Source organism: Bombella dulcis, from assembly GCF_026385505.1.
In the GTDB taxonomy this organism is placed as follows: Bacteria; Pseudomonadota; Alphaproteobacteria; order Acetobacterales; family Acetobacteraceae; genus Bombella; species Bombella dulcis.
In genome coordinates, this window is record NZ_JANIDV010000001.1 from 57,454 (window position 1) to 73,492 (window position 16,039).

At 59.6% G+C, this 16,039-nt stretch carries 12 protein-coding genes; 10 read left to right on the forward strand and 2 right to left on the reverse strand.

Features of this window, described 5'->3' with window-relative positions; translation table 11 throughout:
* Positions 1 to 40: 40 nt before the first annotated feature.
* From NQF87_RS00280 to NQF87_RS00305, 6 genes are all read left to right on the forward strand, one after another.
* Positions 41 to 1,087: a rod shape-determining protein gene (locus NQF87_RS00280; RefSeq protein ID WP_266126441.1), complete on the forward strand. Its 1,047-nt coding sequence runs from the start codon at positions 41 to 43 to the stop codon at positions 1,085 to 1,087.
* Positions 1,088 to 1,155: 68 nt separating this feature from the next.
* Positions 1,156 to 2,088 (forward strand): rod shape-determining protein MreC, encoded by a 933-nt coding sequence (gene mreC, locus NQF87_RS00285; protein ID WP_266126442.1) that lies wholly within the window; start codon positions 1,156 to 1,158, stop codon positions 2,086 to 2,088.
* Between the two features lie 203 nt (positions 2,089 to 2,291).
* Positions 2,292 to 2,885, forward strand: a complete 594-nt coding sequence (locus NQF87_RS00290) for a hypothetical protein (protein WP_266126443.1) — start codon at positions 2,292 to 2,294, stop codon at positions 2,883 to 2,885.
* 174 nt (positions 2,886 to 3,059) lie between these two features.
* The gene (gene mrdA, locus NQF87_RS00295; protein WP_266126444.1) at positions 3,060 to 4,895 is read left to right on the forward strand and encodes a penicillin-binding protein 2; all 1,836 of its coding nucleotides are present in this window, start codon (positions 3,060 to 3,062) and stop codon (positions 4,893 to 4,895) included.
* A 15-nt stretch (positions 4,896 to 4,910) separates the two neighbouring features.
* A complete protein-coding gene (rodA, locus tag NQF87_RS00300) occupies positions 4,911 to 6,068 on the forward strand; it encodes a rod shape-determining protein RodA (RefSeq protein WP_266126445.1) in 1,158 nt (385 codons plus the stop codon).
* A gap of 92 nt (positions 6,069 to 6,160) precedes the next feature.
* On the forward strand, positions 6,161 to 6,817 hold the full coding sequence (locus NQF87_RS00305) for a LysE family translocator (protein WP_266126446.1): 657 nt from the start codon (positions 6,161 to 6,163) through the stop codon (positions 6,815 to 6,817).
* A gap of 74 nt (positions 6,818 to 6,891) precedes the next feature.
* On the opposite strand, the gene glyS is transcribed toward NQF87_RS00305, so the two are convergent.
* Entirely contained in the window at positions 6,892 to 8,997 is a 2,106-nt protein-coding gene (gene glyS / locus NQF87_RS00310; protein ID WP_266126447.1) for a glycine--tRNA ligase subunit beta, read from the reverse strand.
* Positions 8,990 to 9,886 carry a glycine--tRNA ligase subunit alpha gene (locus tag NQF87_RS00315; RefSeq protein WP_266127008.1) on the reverse strand — a complete coding sequence of 299 codons (897 nt, stop codon included), beginning with the start codon at positions 9,884 to 9,886 and terminating at the stop codon, positions 8,990 to 8,992. Before NQF87_RS00315 ends, glyS begins: the two co-directional genes overlap by 8 nt.
* 286 nt (positions 9,887 to 10,172) lie before the next feature.
* Here NQF87_RS00315 and NQF87_RS00320 point away from each other — a divergent pair, with 286 nt between their 5' ends.
* The 4 genes from NQF87_RS00320 to aspS all read left to right on the forward strand — a co-directional run bounded on the left by NQF87_RS00320 (position 10,173) and on the right by aspS (position 16,006).
* Positions 10,173 to 10,982, forward strand: coding sequence for a DUF2076 domain-containing protein (locus tag NQF87_RS00320; protein ID WP_266126448.1), 810 nt, complete (start codon positions 10,173 to 10,175; stop codon positions 10,980 to 10,982).
* 134 nt (positions 10,983 to 11,116) lie between these two features.
* Complete coding sequence (locus tag NQF87_RS00325) at positions 11,117 to 12,730, forward strand: FAD-dependent oxidoreductase (protein WP_266126449.1); 1,614 nt, start codon at positions 11,117 to 11,119, stop codon at positions 12,728 to 12,730.
* A 414-nt stretch (positions 12,731 to 13,144) separates the two neighbouring features.
* Complete coding sequence (locus NQF87_RS00330) at positions 13,145 to 13,993, forward strand: GNAT family N-acetyltransferase (protein ID WP_266126450.1); 849 nt, start codon at positions 13,145 to 13,147, stop codon at positions 13,991 to 13,993.
* A 192-nt stretch (positions 13,994 to 14,185) separates the two neighbouring features.
* Entirely contained in the window at positions 14,186 to 16,006 is a 1,821-nt protein-coding gene (gene aspS / locus NQF87_RS00335; RefSeq protein ID WP_266127009.1) for an aspartate--tRNA ligase, read from the forward strand.
* Positions 16,007 to 16,039: the final 33 nt, after the last annotated feature.

The following is a 16,039-nucleotide window of genomic DNA, read 5'->3' on the forward strand; positions in this document are numbered from 1 at the left end:
ATGTCCCCGTGAGTGCGGGGTTACCGGCCAGGAGTTTTGAATGTTCTCTCGTCTGTTGGGGCTCATTTCCGCTGATATGGCGATCGATCTTGGCACTGCCAATACCCTTGTCTATGTCAAGGGTCGTGGTGTGGTGCTGAGTGAGCCTTCCGTCGTTGCTGTTACAGAAGTGCGCGGGCGCAGACAGGTTCTGGCAGTTGGTAACGAGGCCAAGCTCATGGTTGGCCGTACGCCGGGGAACATTCAGGCCATCCGTCCACTCCGTGATGGCGTGATCGCCGATTTCGAGAGTGCGGAGGAAATGATCAAGCATTTCATCCGCAAGGTGCATAACCGCCGGTCCTTTTTCAGCTCCCAGATCGTCATCTGCGTGCCGTCCGGCTCCACGGCCGTGGAGCGTCGTGCCATCCAGGAGAGTGCGGAAAGTGCCGGTGCCCGGAAGGTCTATCTGATCGAGGAACCGATGGCAGCGGCCATTGGTGCCGGTCTGGCCGTTACGGAGCCTTCCGGCAGCATGATCGTGGACATCGGTGGCGGGACGACCGAGGTTGCCGTGATTTCTCTGGGGGGCATCGTCTATGCCCGCTCCGTCCGTGTTGGCGGGGACCAGATGGACGAGGCCATCATGGCCTATATCCGGCGCAACTATAACCTCATGATCGGTGAAAGTTCTGCCGAGCGCATCAAGATTGATCTTGGAGCAGCCTCTTTTGATCCCGGCACGCAGGGTGAGGAGCGGACTATGCCGCTCAAGGGGCGTGACCTCCTCAATGGTGTTCCCCGCGAGATCACTGTCAGTGAGGCACAGATCGCCGAGGCTCTTCAGGAGCCGGTCGGCCATATCATTGATGCCGTGGCGACGGTTCTGGAGCATACGCCGCCGGAACTGGCCGCTGACATCGTGGAGAAGGGGATCGTCCTTTCCGGTGGTGGTGCCCTGCTGCGCCGTCTGGATGATGTTCTGCGTTACGCAACCGGCCTGCCCGTCTTCGTGGCCGAAAATGCCCTCTCCTGTGTTGCCGTGGGGACAGGGCGTACGCTGGAACAGATGCAGCAGCTTCGCAGTGTCCTGAGCAGCATGTACTGATCTTTTTGTCGTCAGGAAGGTTCCGGCTTTCCTGACAGTCAGGACTGGGGGAACGGAGTGGCCGTTTCATGATCTCCATTCATACACGTCAGCTTCTCGCCGGACTGGTCCTGCCGGTCATGGTTTTTCTGGCTGTGGGGGTCATGCTGGCAGGGCAGATATGGTCTGCTAAAGCCATACAGCTGCGGATGGCGGCTGCCAGGGAGATGGGGCCGGTCTATCAGGGTCTGCTTTTTCCGCAGCATCAGTTCTATAAATGGCAGCTGACCCTGCAGGGTGTCGGGGACCTTCTTGCCGAGAATTCCCGTCTGAGAAAAGAGAATCGTCAGCTTGCCTACTGGTATGGTGAGGCGCAGACGCTCCGGCAGGAAAATGCCCGTCTGAAGGCGGTCCTTCACTGGGGTGCAGAAGATACCAGAGATTATGTCAGCGGCTGGGTCGTGCGGGATGAGAGTGGTCCTTATCTGCGGGCCGTGCTGTTGCAGGTGGGTGACCATCAGGTGCAGCAGGGCAGTCTGGCGGTGGATGCCGTCGGGCTGGTCGGTCGGGTCAGTGAGGTTGGCCCGCATGTCGTGCGCGTGCTGCTCATCGAGGATGCCGCCAGCCGCATTCCTGTCACGCTACAGAACAGCGGTGGCGATGCCATGATGATTGGCGACAACACGCCCTATCCCCGTCTCATGTATTACAGCCAGAGTCTTCGTCCGGAAGAGGGCGAGCATATTGTCACGCGGGGACAGACCGGCCTGACGGGGGGGGTGTCGGTCGGGCATGTGCATTATCTGGCACCGGGGCAGCCTGTTGTCATACCGGATGCTGCGCTGGAACGTCTCGAACTGGTGCGTATTTTTGATGGTGACTTCATGCCGGAGGCCCCTCCCAGTGCGGGCCGGGTGAGGGAGAAACCACCGCTCCTGCCTGATCATCATGATGGTGAGGCTCCCTCCAACTGGCAGAATCTGCGCCGTTTCCTGCCATTTTCTTCTTTAAGGAATGGCTGATCCTCCCGGGTCTGTCTGAAATTTGCCATATTTCCGGCTTCCGGCTAAACAGCCCATTGCCATTGATGGTTTACAAGACATGCTAGTCGTTCCGTGGCTCCCATGGGATGGCTGACAGGCTAGAAACTGAATTCAGAGGCATGGTCTACCCCGTAAGGGGTTTGCTTTCTTGAGGAAAGGACATTATCCCGGAGGACAGACGGGTGGTAGAACAGCAACGGGTGTGGGGCATGGCATTACGGTTGGAACAGGGACGACTGGACCATGAGGCACTGGAAGGCATCCGGCAGCGTAAGCTGATGGTGCAGGTGCGGCGTAAGCTCTTGCCCTGTGTCGTCATGGTCATCCTGGCTTTCGTGCTGTCGGCTCCTTTCGGAATTCTGGGGCAGACAGAGCTTCAGACGGCCCTGACTCTGGGGACGGTCTGGTTCTGGGCACTGTACCGGCCCGCCTTCATGCCCCTGTTTGGCCTGTTCTGTGGCGGGCTGGTAATCGAGCTGTTCAGTGCCAATCCGCCGGGTGTTCTGCTCTTCTGGATGCTGGTTGCCTATGGTGTGGCTCACGGCTGCCGGGCCGGGCTGTCCCGCCGGGGATTCCTGCTTTCATGGACGCTCTACGGGCTGATCATTCTGGGAGAAGCTCTGACAGACTGGGTCCTGATGGTCATTCGTGTACGGGGTGCCCTGTCAGTCTATCCCATTGTGTTTCAGGAAGCTTTGGCTGTGGGGAGTTATCCTTTTCTGCACGTTCTTTATCTGTGGGGTCTCTCCATTATGGAAAAACATGACAGACTGTAATAGACTGATCCAGTCTACGACCGGGAAGTTTTGTGATTTCTTTGTTTTAATCCTTCTTTAAGTGTATATTGAGCGATGTTCTTTCGGCGTGGTGAAACTCGTCCGCCATTTCGGAAACGGAGTGGTCCAGCAGCTGACCTGTCTTTTTCAGAAGAACAGGCAGCCGGTGGAGGCATGTTCACACGTCGTGCCCTGCTACTTCTGGCTGCCCAGGCGGGCGTCATGGGGACACTGGCCCATCACCTTTACGAGATGCAGGTCGTTCATGGCGAGGAGCTGAAGGAGCAGGCCCGTCGCAACCGGACAAGCCGTCGTCAGATCGCTCCGGCCCGTGGTGAAATCTATGACCGCTGCGGTGTCCTTCTGGCCGGGAACAGGCCGAACTGGCGTGCGCTCGTCATGGTGGAGGAGACGACGGACCTTCAGGCCGTTGTGGACCGTTTTGCGGCCATCGTGCCGCTTGATGAGCGTGACCTCCTCCGCATCGAGCGTGACCGCAAGCATGTCCGCCGTTATGTTCCGCTGACCCTCAAGGAGTTTCTGACCTGGGATGATGTTGCCCGTCTGGGGCTGAATGCACCGACTCTGCCGGGTGTCCTGATTGATGTGGGAACGACCCGGGAATATCCTTTCAAGGAGCTTCTGGCGCATATCATCGGGTATGTGGCTCCTCCGAATGAAAAAGATGTTCAGCGGGATGGCATCATGGCCCTGCCGGGCATGAAGGTGGGGCGTGCCGGGATCGAGCAGACGCAGGAAATCCATCTGCGTGGGCAACCCGGCACGGTGGAAATGGAAGTGAATGCTTATGGCCGGGTCATGGGCGAGCTGGAGCGTGTGGAAGGGCAGCCGGGTGCCCGCCTTGAGCTGACGCTGGACACGACCTTGCAGAGTCGCATCCGGGACCGGATTGGCGAGCGTGTGGCCAGTGCCGTGGTGATGGACTGTCGCAATGGCGAAGTGATGGGGCTGGTCAGCACGCCGTCTTTCGATCCGACGCTGTTTGATGGTGGCATCAGCCGGACCCAGTGGAACAGCCTGATTACGGACCAGCGCACGCCTCTGGTGGACAGGGCGGTGTCCGGCCTTTATCCGCCGGGTTCCACCTTCAAGCCTGCCGTGGCCCTGGCGGCCCTGAAAGCGCATGCCATCACGCCGTCCGAGCGTTTTTCCTGTCCGGGCTATTATGACATGGGGGGCGTGCGCTTCCATTGCTGGAGCCGGTATGGGCATGGGGCGATCAACCTGCATCAGGCCCTGAAATATTCCTGTGACGTCTATTTTTATCAGGTGGCCCGGCGTTGTGGCATGGAGGCCATTCATGATGTCGCCATCACGCTCGGGCTGGATGGTCCGCTGCCTATAGAACTGCCCCATGGGCGAGCAGGTTCTGTGCCCACACCGGAGATGCGGCGGAAGCGTGGCCATCATTGGAATGGGGGTGACACGGTTAATGCCGGTATCGGGCAGGGACTGGTCCAGACGACCCCTCTGGCTCTGGCGACCTATGCGTCACGTTTGGCGACGGGGCGGCTGGTCCAGCCTCATCTTCTGCGCTCCGTGAGCGATCAGGCCATCGTGCCAGACCTGGCCCCGCTGCCTTTTGCCAAGGAGTTTCTTGTCGCTGCCCGGAGCGGCATGTTTGCCGTGGTGAACGAGCCGCAGGGTACGGCCCCGGCGGCCCGGCTGAACCTGCCCGGTGTCCAGATGGCAGGCAAGACTGGGTCGGCGCAGGTGCGGAATGTGCCACGTGCCCTGCGTGAAAGTGGGCACTTCAACTCCATGAATCTGCCGTGGCAGTATCGGCCCCATGCGCTGTTCATCTGTTTTGCGCCCTACGACAATCCCCGCTATGCGGTGTCCGTCGTGGTGGAACATGGTAATGCCGGTGCGACGGAAGCGGCCCCGCTGGCGGCGCAGATCATGACTGATGCGCTGGTCAGGGACCCGGCCAATCGTACGTCCCTTTCCAAAGGTGTGGTTGCACGGGCTGACGGGCTGGATGACTGAAAAGAAGGGGGTGCCATGTCGCTGAAGGACTTTACTGTCCCCCGTACGGCCCGCCGCCTGCTGCGGGCCGAGCCAAATCTGCGCATGTTCTCCCGGCTCTGGCAGATCAACTGGTTTTTCGTGCTGCTGATCTGCTGTCTGGCGGGTGTGGGCTATATTGCTCTCTATTCAGCCGGGGGGGGACGGGCGGAATCCTTTGCCCAGCCTCAGCTCATCCGTTTCTGTTTCGGTCTGCTCATGATGCTGGGCGTGGCTCTGGCCAGCCCACGGGTCCTGCGGCTGCTCTCCGTACCCATCTATGGCCTGTCCATCCTGCTCCTGGCACTGGTGCTGAAGATGGGGCACGTGGGCAAGGGGGCCGAACGCTGGATCAATCTGGGGGGCTTCCAGTTCCAGCCTTCCGAGTTCTCCAAGATTGCGCTGGTCCTCATGCTGTCGACATGGTTTTACCGCATCGGGCGGGAGCGCATGGGCAACCCGCTGCGGCTCATCATTCCGGCTCTGCTGACGCTTCTGCCGGTCGTGCTGGTGCTGAAGGAGCCTAACCTGGGGACAGCAACCATCGTCGGCGTGATTGGGGCCTCCCTGTTCTTTGCGGCAGGAATGCGCTGGTGGCAGATCATCATTCTGGTGTCGCCACTGCCGTTTCTGGGGCCGTTCATTTACAGCCACCTCCATGATTATCAGAAGGCCCGGATTGACACCTTCCTGCATCCTGAGCGTGACCCGCTGGGGGCGGGGTACAACATTCTTCAGTCTCGTATTGCCTTGGGTGCCGGGGGACGGTGGGGGCAGGGCTATCTGCACGGGACGCAGGGACAGCTGAGTTTTCTGCCGGAGAAGCAGACGGACTTCATTTTCACCATGATCGGGGAAGAATGGGGCTATGTGGGGGGAGCGGTCGTCATCGGGCTGCTGTTCCTGATCATGCTGAGCAGCATGCTGATTGCCCTCCGCTGCCGGAACCGTTTCGGGCGTCTGGTCGGGCTGGGCATTGCCATGGATTTCTTCCTTTATTGCGTGGTCAATCTGTCCATGGTCATGGGGGTCATTCCGGTGGGCGGGGTGCCGCTGCCGTTGATCTCATATGGGGGATCGGCCATGCTGACCATGATGTTCGGTTTTGGCCTGCTGCTGTCCAGCTGGGTGCATCGGGATGATCCGGACTACTGATCTATTGGAACGGTAAGGAAGAAGCCCCATCTGGGGAGGGTCAGGTGCGGGGTGTTCCGTAACCGGTTCTTGTGTCAGGTGTCTGTTTTTCTATGCATCAGTGGCTTCTTCCCTTGCTGGCTTTCACGACAGCGGCAGCGATTTTCACCATCACGCCGGGGCTGGACTCCGTCATGGTTTTGCGGACGGCAGCATCTGATGGGCGTCGGGCCGGTGTTGGGGCCATTTTCGGCATTGCTGCCGGGCTGAGCCTCTGGGGGCTGGCAGCCGCTTTCGGGCTGACGGCCCTGTTGGCAGCCTCTTCCACGGCATTTTTCGTCGTGAAATGTGTGGGTGCGGTCTATCTGGTCTGGATAGGCGTCAACCAGCTTCTGCGCCCCCGCATGGCCCTGACGGCTGAGGCAGGGCCGGAACAGGCCAGGCGGGTGGAGCATCGCAACGCCTTCTGGCCGGGGTTCCGTCGTGGGATGCTGACGGACCTGCTCAATCCCAAGGCCGGGATTTTCGTGATCACCTTTTTCCCGCAGTTCATTCCGCCAGATGCGAATGTGGTGGCGTTCACGCTGGTACAGGTGGTCATTCAGGTCCTGCTGACCTTCATATGGCTGGGGCTGCTGGTAGCCATGACAGTACCGCTGGCGCAGTTTTTCAACCGGCCTGTCGTGGTACGCCGTCTGGACCGTCTGACAGGGCTGGTCTTCATCGCTTTCGGGGCCAAAATCTTCCTGACAGACAGCCCCTCGCACTGAAGAGGGATATGGAAAAGGCCGGTGAGAGAATGCTCCCACCGGCCTTTTTTACAGTCCGCCTATGGCGTTGAAGATCAGCCTTCAATACGGCCAAAGTCTGCGATCAGCTGACCATTGCGGCTGAAGGCTGACAGCAGACGCAGGCGGTTGAGCCGCTGGTCTGCATCATCCGCATTGACAGTCACGGCCTCGAAGAAGCGGTCCATGATCGGGCGCAGGGCTGCAAGATGCTGCATGGCACTGGTGAAGTCATCATCCGCCAGACTGGCCGTGATCTTTGGTCCAGCCTTATTCAGGGCCGCATCCAGTTCACGCTCTTCATCCTGCACATAGAGGGCTGCCTCCGGGGCCTGATGATGTGGCCCGTCCTTTTTCTCTTCGATGCGCAGGATGTTCGTGGCACGGCGGTAGGCTGCCAGAAGATTCTGGCCGTCTTCCGTGTCCATCATGTCGGAGAGAGCTTCCACGCGGCTGAGCAGGCGCACCAGGTCGCCATCCAGATGATCGGTGAAGAGGCTTCTGTCCTCCTGTACCTGTGTGACGGCCAGTGTGGCATCCAGCACGTCATGACGGCGGCCTTCATTGCGGAGCTGCACCCGGAGCCTGTCGGTAAAGAAGGGTTCCAATTCATCAAGGGCAGAGTTTCTGCCGTCTTTCCCGGCGTAAGTTTCCGCCGCTCTGGAGAGCAGATTGCCGAGATCAAGGCGCAGGCCATTGTCCCGGATGGTACGGATCACACCAAGGGCGGCACGGCGCAGGCCATAAGGGTCACCAGAGCCGCTGGGTGTTTCGCCAATGGCAAAGAACCCGGCCAGCATGTCCAGCCGGTCTGCCAGAGCCACGGCAACGGAGACGGGCGCACTGGCCGTGCCGTCCTGCAATCCACGGGGCATGTAATGTTCTGCCACGGCCTGAGCGACCTCCGGGGCTTCGCCGTCATGTGCGGCGTAATACCCCCCCATCACACCCTGAAGTTCAGGGAATTCACCCACCATGCCGGTCGTCAGGTCCGCCTTGGCAAGCAGGCCTGCCCGTTCGGCGTGTTTCACCTGTGCGTCATCCAGCCCCATGGCCCTGGCGATGATGCCTGCCAGAGTGCTGATGCGCCGTGCCCGTTCTTCCTGTGTGCCTAATTTGGCGTGGAAGGTGACGAGTTTCAGCGCATCGACACGATTGGCCAGTTTCGTCTTGCGGTCGAGGTCCCAGAAATGGCGGGCATCGGCGAAGCGGGCACGCAGAACCCGTTCATTTCCGGCAATGCAGAGCGTGCCTCCATCGCTGAAAGTCTGGTTGGCCACGAAAGCGAAATAGGGGGCCGCCTTGCCGTCCTTGGTACGCAGGGCGAAGTACCGCTGATTGACCCGCATGGAGACCTGCATGACTTCCGGTGGAAGGTCCATGAAGGCATCGTCAATGCGGCCCAGCAGAGGCACGGGATATTCCACCAGCCCGCTGACTTCCTGAACCAGTCCTTCATCCTCGACCAGTGTCAGACCCTTTTCCTCGGCGAGTTTGTGGACACCCTGACGGATGAGGTCGGCCCGTTTTTCCTCGTTGATGACGACATGGCGGGTTTCAAGCTCACGCAGCCACTGTTCCGTGCTGGTGATGGTGAAGCTGCCGGGGGAGAGGGTGCGGTGTCCCTCAGTCACGTTGCCGCTTTTCAGCCCGTGGGCATCATCATCCTGACGGGCCAGGGAGAAGGGAACGGTCTGGCCATCCAGCAGGCAGGCAATGTGGTGCAGCGGGCGCACCCATGTGAACAGGGAGCCATTGCCCCAGCGCATGGCCTTGGGCCACGGGAATTTCCAGAGCAGGTCCGGCAGCTGTTCGGCAATCAGCTCGGCCGCCTTGACCGGTGGCAGGGTGCGGTTGAGAACCCAGAAGCCGTTTTCTTTCGTCAGCTCATCCGGGCTGACGCCATGCTTGCGGGAGAAACCGGCCAGAGCCTTTTCCGGGGCGTTCTCCCGTGGGCCACGCTCGGAGATGGTGCGGGTGGGGATGCTCTCATCCACTTCAAGGCTGGCGGCGATGTGACGGGCACCGTAGAAGCTACGGATATTGCGGGGTTTCAGGTCGGCGAGGGTCTGTTCCAGCAGGCGGGCAAGGTCCCCGGCGGCACGGGCCTGCATCCCGGAGGGGATTTCTTCGCAGAACAGGTCAAGCAGCAGTTCAGCCATGAGTGGTTTCCTCCTCGTCTCCAGCAAGCCATGCCTCGCAGGCGGCTTTGGCCAGCGTGCGCACACGCCCGATATAGGAGGCACGTTCTGAAACGGAAATGACACCCCGTGCATCCAGCAGATTGAACAGATGGGAGGCCTTCAGGCACTGGTCATAGGCAGGCTGGGCCACACCGGCCTCGGAGAGGCGGATGGATTCGGTTTCAGCAGCCCTGAACTGGGCAAGCAGCATGTCCGTGTCGGCCAGCTCGAAATTATGCCGTGAATAGTCCCGCTCCGCCCGGAGGAAGACATCCCCGTAGGTCAGGCCCCGGCCATTGAAGTCGAGGTCATAGACATTCTCGACGCCCTGCACATACATGGCCAGACGTTCCAGCCCGTAGGTCAGCTCGGTGGAGGGCACGACGGTGGGAATGCCGCCAACCTGCTGGAAGTAGGTGAACTGCGTGACTTCCATGCCATCACACCAGACTTCCCAGCCGAGGCCCCAGGCTCCGATCGTGGGGTTCTCCCAGTCATCTTCCACGAAGCGGATATCGTGCTTTTCAGGATCAATCCCGATGGCCCGGTAGCTTTCCAACAGAAGGTCCTGGCTTTCCTGCGGTGTGGGTTTGAGCAGCACCTGATACTGGTAGTAATGCTGGAGGCGGTTCGGGTTTTCCCCATAGCGGCCATCGGAAGGGCGGCGGCAGGGCTGGACATAGGCAGCGGCCCACGGCTTGTGGCCCAGCGCGCGCAGGGTCGTGTGAGGGGAGAGCGTGCCTGCTCCAAGCTCGGTATCGTAAGGCTGGAGAACGGCACAGCCTTTCTGTGACCAGAACTGGTGAAGGCGCAGGATCAGGTCCTGAAAGCAGGGGGGCCGGGATGTGGACAATTCACTAGGCTCCATTAACGTAAAGATGGCCGCCACATTACAGGATGACCAGCCTTATCACCAGCGGGCAGAGCTGGAGAGGGGAAGATAGAGTGGGTCTCATGTACGGAGAGTTCTTTAAAAAACTGTCACGATGGGGGCATTCTGCGGGTATCGGCCTGGTGAAGGGGGTCGGGGGCCTTGCGGGGTGCGTGGAGCTGTATCATATCTTGGGGGATCAGAGAGGCAGTATCATCCGTTGATGCACACGGCCGAGGCCGGACGGGAAGGCTGCCGAGCAGTTGTGAAGGACAGTACGCCCATGAATTCGGAAGAACGTGATCTCATAAGCCGCTTTGTTGCCCGTGTCGGTGGGGGCATAGGGCTGCCGAACGGTCAGGGGCCGTCTTCTCTGCCGCCTGTCGATCCGGAGGCGGATCGTTTCATTGCCGACAATTTCCAGCGTTTCCCGGAGGCCCGCTACCGCATCACACAACTGGCTGTTGTGCAGGAGGCCGCCCTGTCGCAGGCGCAGGCTCGCATCCGTGATCTTGAATTCCAGCTCCAGCAGGCCAGAGGGCAGATCGCCCAGCTCCAGCAGCAGGCCAGCCAGTCGGGGCAGCAGGGCAGTGGGCAGTCCGGCGGGTTCTTCTCCGGGCTGTTCGGCCGTGGTGCGGGGACTACCGAGCCACCGCCCCGTGGGGCGTCCCTGCCACCGGGCTGGGGGCCGGCCTCCGGTGCGGCTGCCCCTGAGATGGGGCGGAGTTATTCTCCCCCGCCGGGCTATCAGCCGGGCATGTTCGCGCGGTCCGGTTCCGGCTTTCTGGGGTCTGCCCTCTCCACGGCGGCGGGTGTTGCGGGTGGCATGATGGCGGCTCATGCTCTGGAAGGGCTGTTCTCCGGGGAGCATGAACATGCCCACGCAGAGGGCGGCGATGCCGGGATGGGTGATGGCTTTGGCAGCGAGACGACTATCATCAACAATTACGGTGACAATTACTCCGATCCTTTCGCCGGGAGCGGAATGAACGCTCCGGGTTTCTCACCGCAGGATTTTGGTCCGCAGCAGGAGGCTCCGGTCGATAATGGCGGCGACTTCAATGGGGATGCGGACCGGGATGATTTTTTCTGAGCCTGTCTGACAGGTGAGGTCAGGGGCCGGGCCGGTATGGCCCTGCTTGTCATTTATGGAACATCCCGGCCATGACGGCCCCGCATTCAGGGCGGGATGTGTTGCGCAGGGGCTGACGAGACAGGACACGCATTATGGACCACGCTCCCCAGCCCGTTCTCGGGCCTGATGTCAGTGAGACGGACTCTTCCATGCCGGATCAGACCCTGTATGACGTGGCGGCCGTGGAGGATGTGAAGGAAGGCGAGGTTCTTTCCATCATCCTCAAGGAGCGGCCCATTGCGTTGGTGTGTGTCGGCGGGGAGGTTCATGCCGTGGGGGGACGGTGCCCGCATAAGGGGGCACCGCTGCGGGGGCGTCTTCACTGTCGCAGCAAGGTGCATGGGGATGTGATTGTCTGTCCGTGGCACAAGGCCCTGTTCGGGGTGCGTGACGGAAAGGTGAAGGAACCTGTCGCTTTTGCGTCCCTGCCCGTCTATCCCGTCCGGCTTGTTGAAGGGCGGGTTCTTGTAGGGGTGAGTGCGACGAAGCCTGCTCCGGTCACCAGACGCATGGAGGACCAGTCCGTTCTGGTGCTGGGTGGTGGGGCGGCGGCGGCCAGTGCCATCTATACCCTGCGTGAAGAAGGCTTCGGCGGGAGCATTATCCTGATCGGGGATGAAAGTTCTCTCCCCTATGACCGTCCTTCACTCAGCAAGGGCATTTTCCTTGGAGGACCCGACAAGGTACAGCCCCCACTGCTGCTGAATGAGGGGTTTTTCGCCCATCATGAAATTACCCGCGTGCAGGGGACGGTAGCGTCTCTGGACTGTGAGACACGGCGGGTCCGTCTGGAAGATGGGCGGGATTACAGTGCAGATCATGTGCTGATCACGACAGGGGGCCGCCCCGTGAGGCCGGACCTTCCCGGTATTGGTCTCGAGGGGGTGATGACCCTTCATGATGTCCGTGATGCACGGGACATCTCGCAGAACATCACGGGGGAACAGGCCGTCATCCTGATCGGGGGCGGGCTGACCACGCTGGAGCTTGCATCCGCCCTGAGGCAGAAGGGAGCCGGAGTGACGGTCATTGCACCGGATCAGGTCATTCCGATGGAGGCCCAGTGGGGGCGGGAAGTGGGCCGTGTCCTGCTGCGCCTCCATACGGATAATGGTGTGGCTTTCATCACGGACAGTTCAGTGGTCGGCATTTACGGGACGGACAGGGTCGAGGGGGTGGAGCTGGCCGATGGCATGAAGCTGCCCTGCACCCATGTGCTTGTGGCCGTCGGGAACGAGCCATGCCGGGGATTTCTGCCAGATGACGTGGGAACGGAACCGGAAAGCGGGACCACAGGCATTGTCGTGGATGACAGTATGCAGGTCCTGCCGGGTATTCATGCCGCCGGGGATGTGGCCACGTTCCGTCATGAAGGCACGTTCTATCGTATAGAACACTGGCGGCAGGCTCAGATTGAGGGACGTGCCGCCGCCCGCAGCATTCTTGGTCTGCCTCGCCAGCCCATGCCCATGCCGTGGTACTGGACGCAGCAGTTCGGCAAGAAACTGGAATATATGGGCTGGGGTGAATCGTTTGACCGGGTGTTGATTGAGGGGGACCTGGGCGGGTTCGATTTCATGGCGGTCTATATGAAGGACCAGAAGGTGGTGGCCCTGGTTTCGGCTGGCCGCTCTTCAGCCATGGCCCGGGCTGCTGTTGATTTCGAGGGATTTGTTGAAAAAGAGGTCAGGACAGTCATTATCTAGGTGGAATGGATAGGGAGGAAGGCCTTCTTCTGGTCCTTCTCGGTTCGTCATTCGGGACGACATTTGAAAAAGGGCCTGCTTTTCAGGTGCATATTTGACAATGAAGAGACACAATTATTAAAAAGTGGTCATTTCGTTCTAAATACATGAAACTTTAAGTGAAAATTAAGTATTAATTCATTCGGCTTTAATTTATTAATCGTTTAAATCTTCTGATTTTTTATTTATTAAAAAATTTATTAATTACCATGAAGGTTATGTGATGATAATAAGCAGTCTGATCTATTCTGTTTCATCATGTATTGCGGCCTCATGTGTAATAATGCATTCATCCGGAAATCCGAGCCTATTTTTCATCAGGAATGGTGGCTGAATACAGCAAGCCGTCAGACATTTTCTTCCATAGACATAGAAATGGGCGGCAGGGTCGTGTCCCGCTTTCCGTTCGTGCGGAAAAAGGCCCTGGGGTCCTATGTCATCAAGATGCCGAAATATACCCGGACGCTGGGGCCGCATTTTTCCCTGCCCCAGTCCAAGACGTTCCGTTATGAGCAGAATATCCGGCATGTCGTGGACAGGACGATCGCCAGCCTCCCCAAGCATCATGGGGTCCATTTCTTTCTGGACCCGGAAAATGATTCGTCCTTTGCGTTCCGGCTGGCCGGTTTCAAGGTGTTTCAGGATTTCACATTCCGTATTCTCCCTGAAAAATCTCTGGAAACGGTCTGGCAGGACTGTGACCAGAAGACACGGAACCTGATCCGCACGGCCGACAAGAAACTGTCCGTCCGGCAGTCTGGTGATACGGAAGCATTTGTCACTCTGGCCAGACGGGAGCAGCCACACAGTCATCATGACTTTCCACTGCTGAAGGCCCTTTTTACGGAGGCTCACAGGCGGGATCAGGCCATCGCCCTGTATGCGTACGATCAGGATGAACTTGTTTCGGCTGCGCTGCTGATCTGGGATGACCGGACCTTGTATTACTGGCAGTCCGTCCGGTCGCACCGCTCCAGAATACCGGGCATGAACATGCTGCTGATCTGGAAAGCCATCGAATATGCCAAGGAGCGGAACCTGATTTTTGACTTTGACGGGTTCGGGTCCGTCCGCACGGCCAAGATGCTGGCCAGCTTCGGGCAGAAACCCGTCACCCGGTCAGAAATCAGGTTTGGTACGCCTTCCTATAATGTGAAGCGGTATGTCATTGATCTGGTCAAGCGTTACATGCTCCGGAAATACAGATGTTACGACTTGTACTGAGGCGCATACGGGCGACCGCCAGCAGGCCGGGGTGACTGATTAGGATTGGCTTTTCCCCCATGATTGGGGTAGGAAACGGCCTTATGAGAAGAGCTGCGTTCAGGGCGTGGCTGCCATTCCATGCAGTGAGCCGGAAGAGCAGGAAAAGCCTGTACAGGCCGGGCCATGAAGAGATTGACGAGGTTTGAATTCATGCATCAGTACCGTACCCATTTCTGCAACGCCTTGCGTGCTGATGATGCCGGCAGGACCGTACGGCTGTCCGGCTGGATTCACAGCAAGCGGGATCATGGCGGTCTGCTCTTCATCGACCTGCGGGACAGTCACGGCGTGACGCAGATTGTCATTCCTTCTGAGGGTGCCCTGCTGGAACAGGCCGAGCGTCTGCGTGTGGAGAGCGTCATCACCGTGACGGGTGAGGTCGTGGTGCGTGAGGAAGGCCAGCGCAATCCTTCCCTGCCAACGGGTGACGTGGAAGTGCGTGCCAGCGAGATTAATGTGCAGTCCCGTGCCGAGGTTCTGCCGTTTCAGGTGGCCGGGCACGAGAACTACCCTGAAGAGCTGCGCCTGAAATACCGTTACATCGACCTGCGCCGGGAGAAGATGCATCGCAATATCCTGCTCCGCAGCCAGGTCATCACCAGCCTGCGCCGCCGCATGGTCGAGCAGGGCTTCACGGAGTTCCAGACCCCCATCCTGACGGCGTCCTCTCCAGAAGGCGCACGGGACTTCCTCGTTCCGGCCCGTCTGCATCCGGGCAAGTTCTATGCCCTGCCGCAGGCTCCGCAGCAGTTCAAGCAGCTGGCGATGGTTGCCGGGTTCGACCGTTATTTCCAGATCGCTCCCTGCTTCCGTGATGAAGCTTCCCGTGCGGATCGCAGTCCCGGTGAGTTTTATCAGCTCGATTTTGAAATGTCCTTCGCCACGCAGGAAGACATCTTCGCCGTGCTGGAGCCGGTGCTGGCAGGCGTCTTCAATGAATTCACGCCGGAAGGCTGGAAGATCACGGACGGGGCCTTCCCCCGCATTCCGTACGCTGATGCGATGCGTGATTACGGGTCCGACAAGCCCGATCTCCGTAACCCGCTCATCATCAGGGATGTGACGGAGCAGTTCGCTGACTCCGGCTTTGGTCTGTTTGCCCGCATTGCAGCCTCTGGTGGCCGGGTGCGTGCCATTCCGGCTCCGGGTGCTGGCAGCCGTCCCCGTGCGTTCTTCGACAAGCTCAATAACTGGGCACGGGATCAGGGTGCCGGTGGTCTTGGCTACATCATCTTTGATGAGGAAGGCGGCAAGGGGCCGATCGCCAAGAATCTGGAAGCCGACCGTGTCGAGAAAATCCGTGAAATCTGCGGCCTGAAGGCTGGGGATGCGGTCTTCTTTGCAGCGGGCAAGGGTGATGAGGTCGTCAAGTTCTCCGGCGTGGTGCGGACGAAGGTGGCAACTGATCTGGAGCTGATCGAGCAGAATGCTTTCCGCTTCTGCTGGGTCGTGGACTTCCCGATGTATGAGCGCAATGAGGAAACGGGCGAGATCGACTTCTCTCACAATCCGTTCTCCATGCCGCAGGGCGGTCTGGAGGCCCTGAACACGCAGGACCCGCTGACCATCAAGGCCTATCAGTACGATATCGTCTGTAACGGTGTGGAACTGTCCTCCGGCGCCGTGCGTAACCATCTGCCGGACGTGATGCTGCGGGCCTTCGAGATCGCCGGTTATGGCCCGGATGTGGTGGAAGCCCGCTTTGGCGGGATGCTCAATGCGTTCCGCTATGGTGCCCCGCCGCATGGTGGTGCTGCGCCGGGTGTGGACCGTATTGTCATGCTGCTGGCTGATGAGCCGAACATCCGTGAGGTTATTCTCTTCCCGCTGAACCAGAGCGGTGAAGACCTGATGATGGAAGCCCCGGCCCCGGTCGAGCCTGCCCGTCTGAAGGAGCTGTCCCTCAAGCTGGACCTGCCCAAGCCGAAGCCTTCCGCCGGTGGCAGCAAGGCGCAGGAGAAGCAGGACTGATCCCGGTTTCCTGAACTGATGGCCTGATACAGA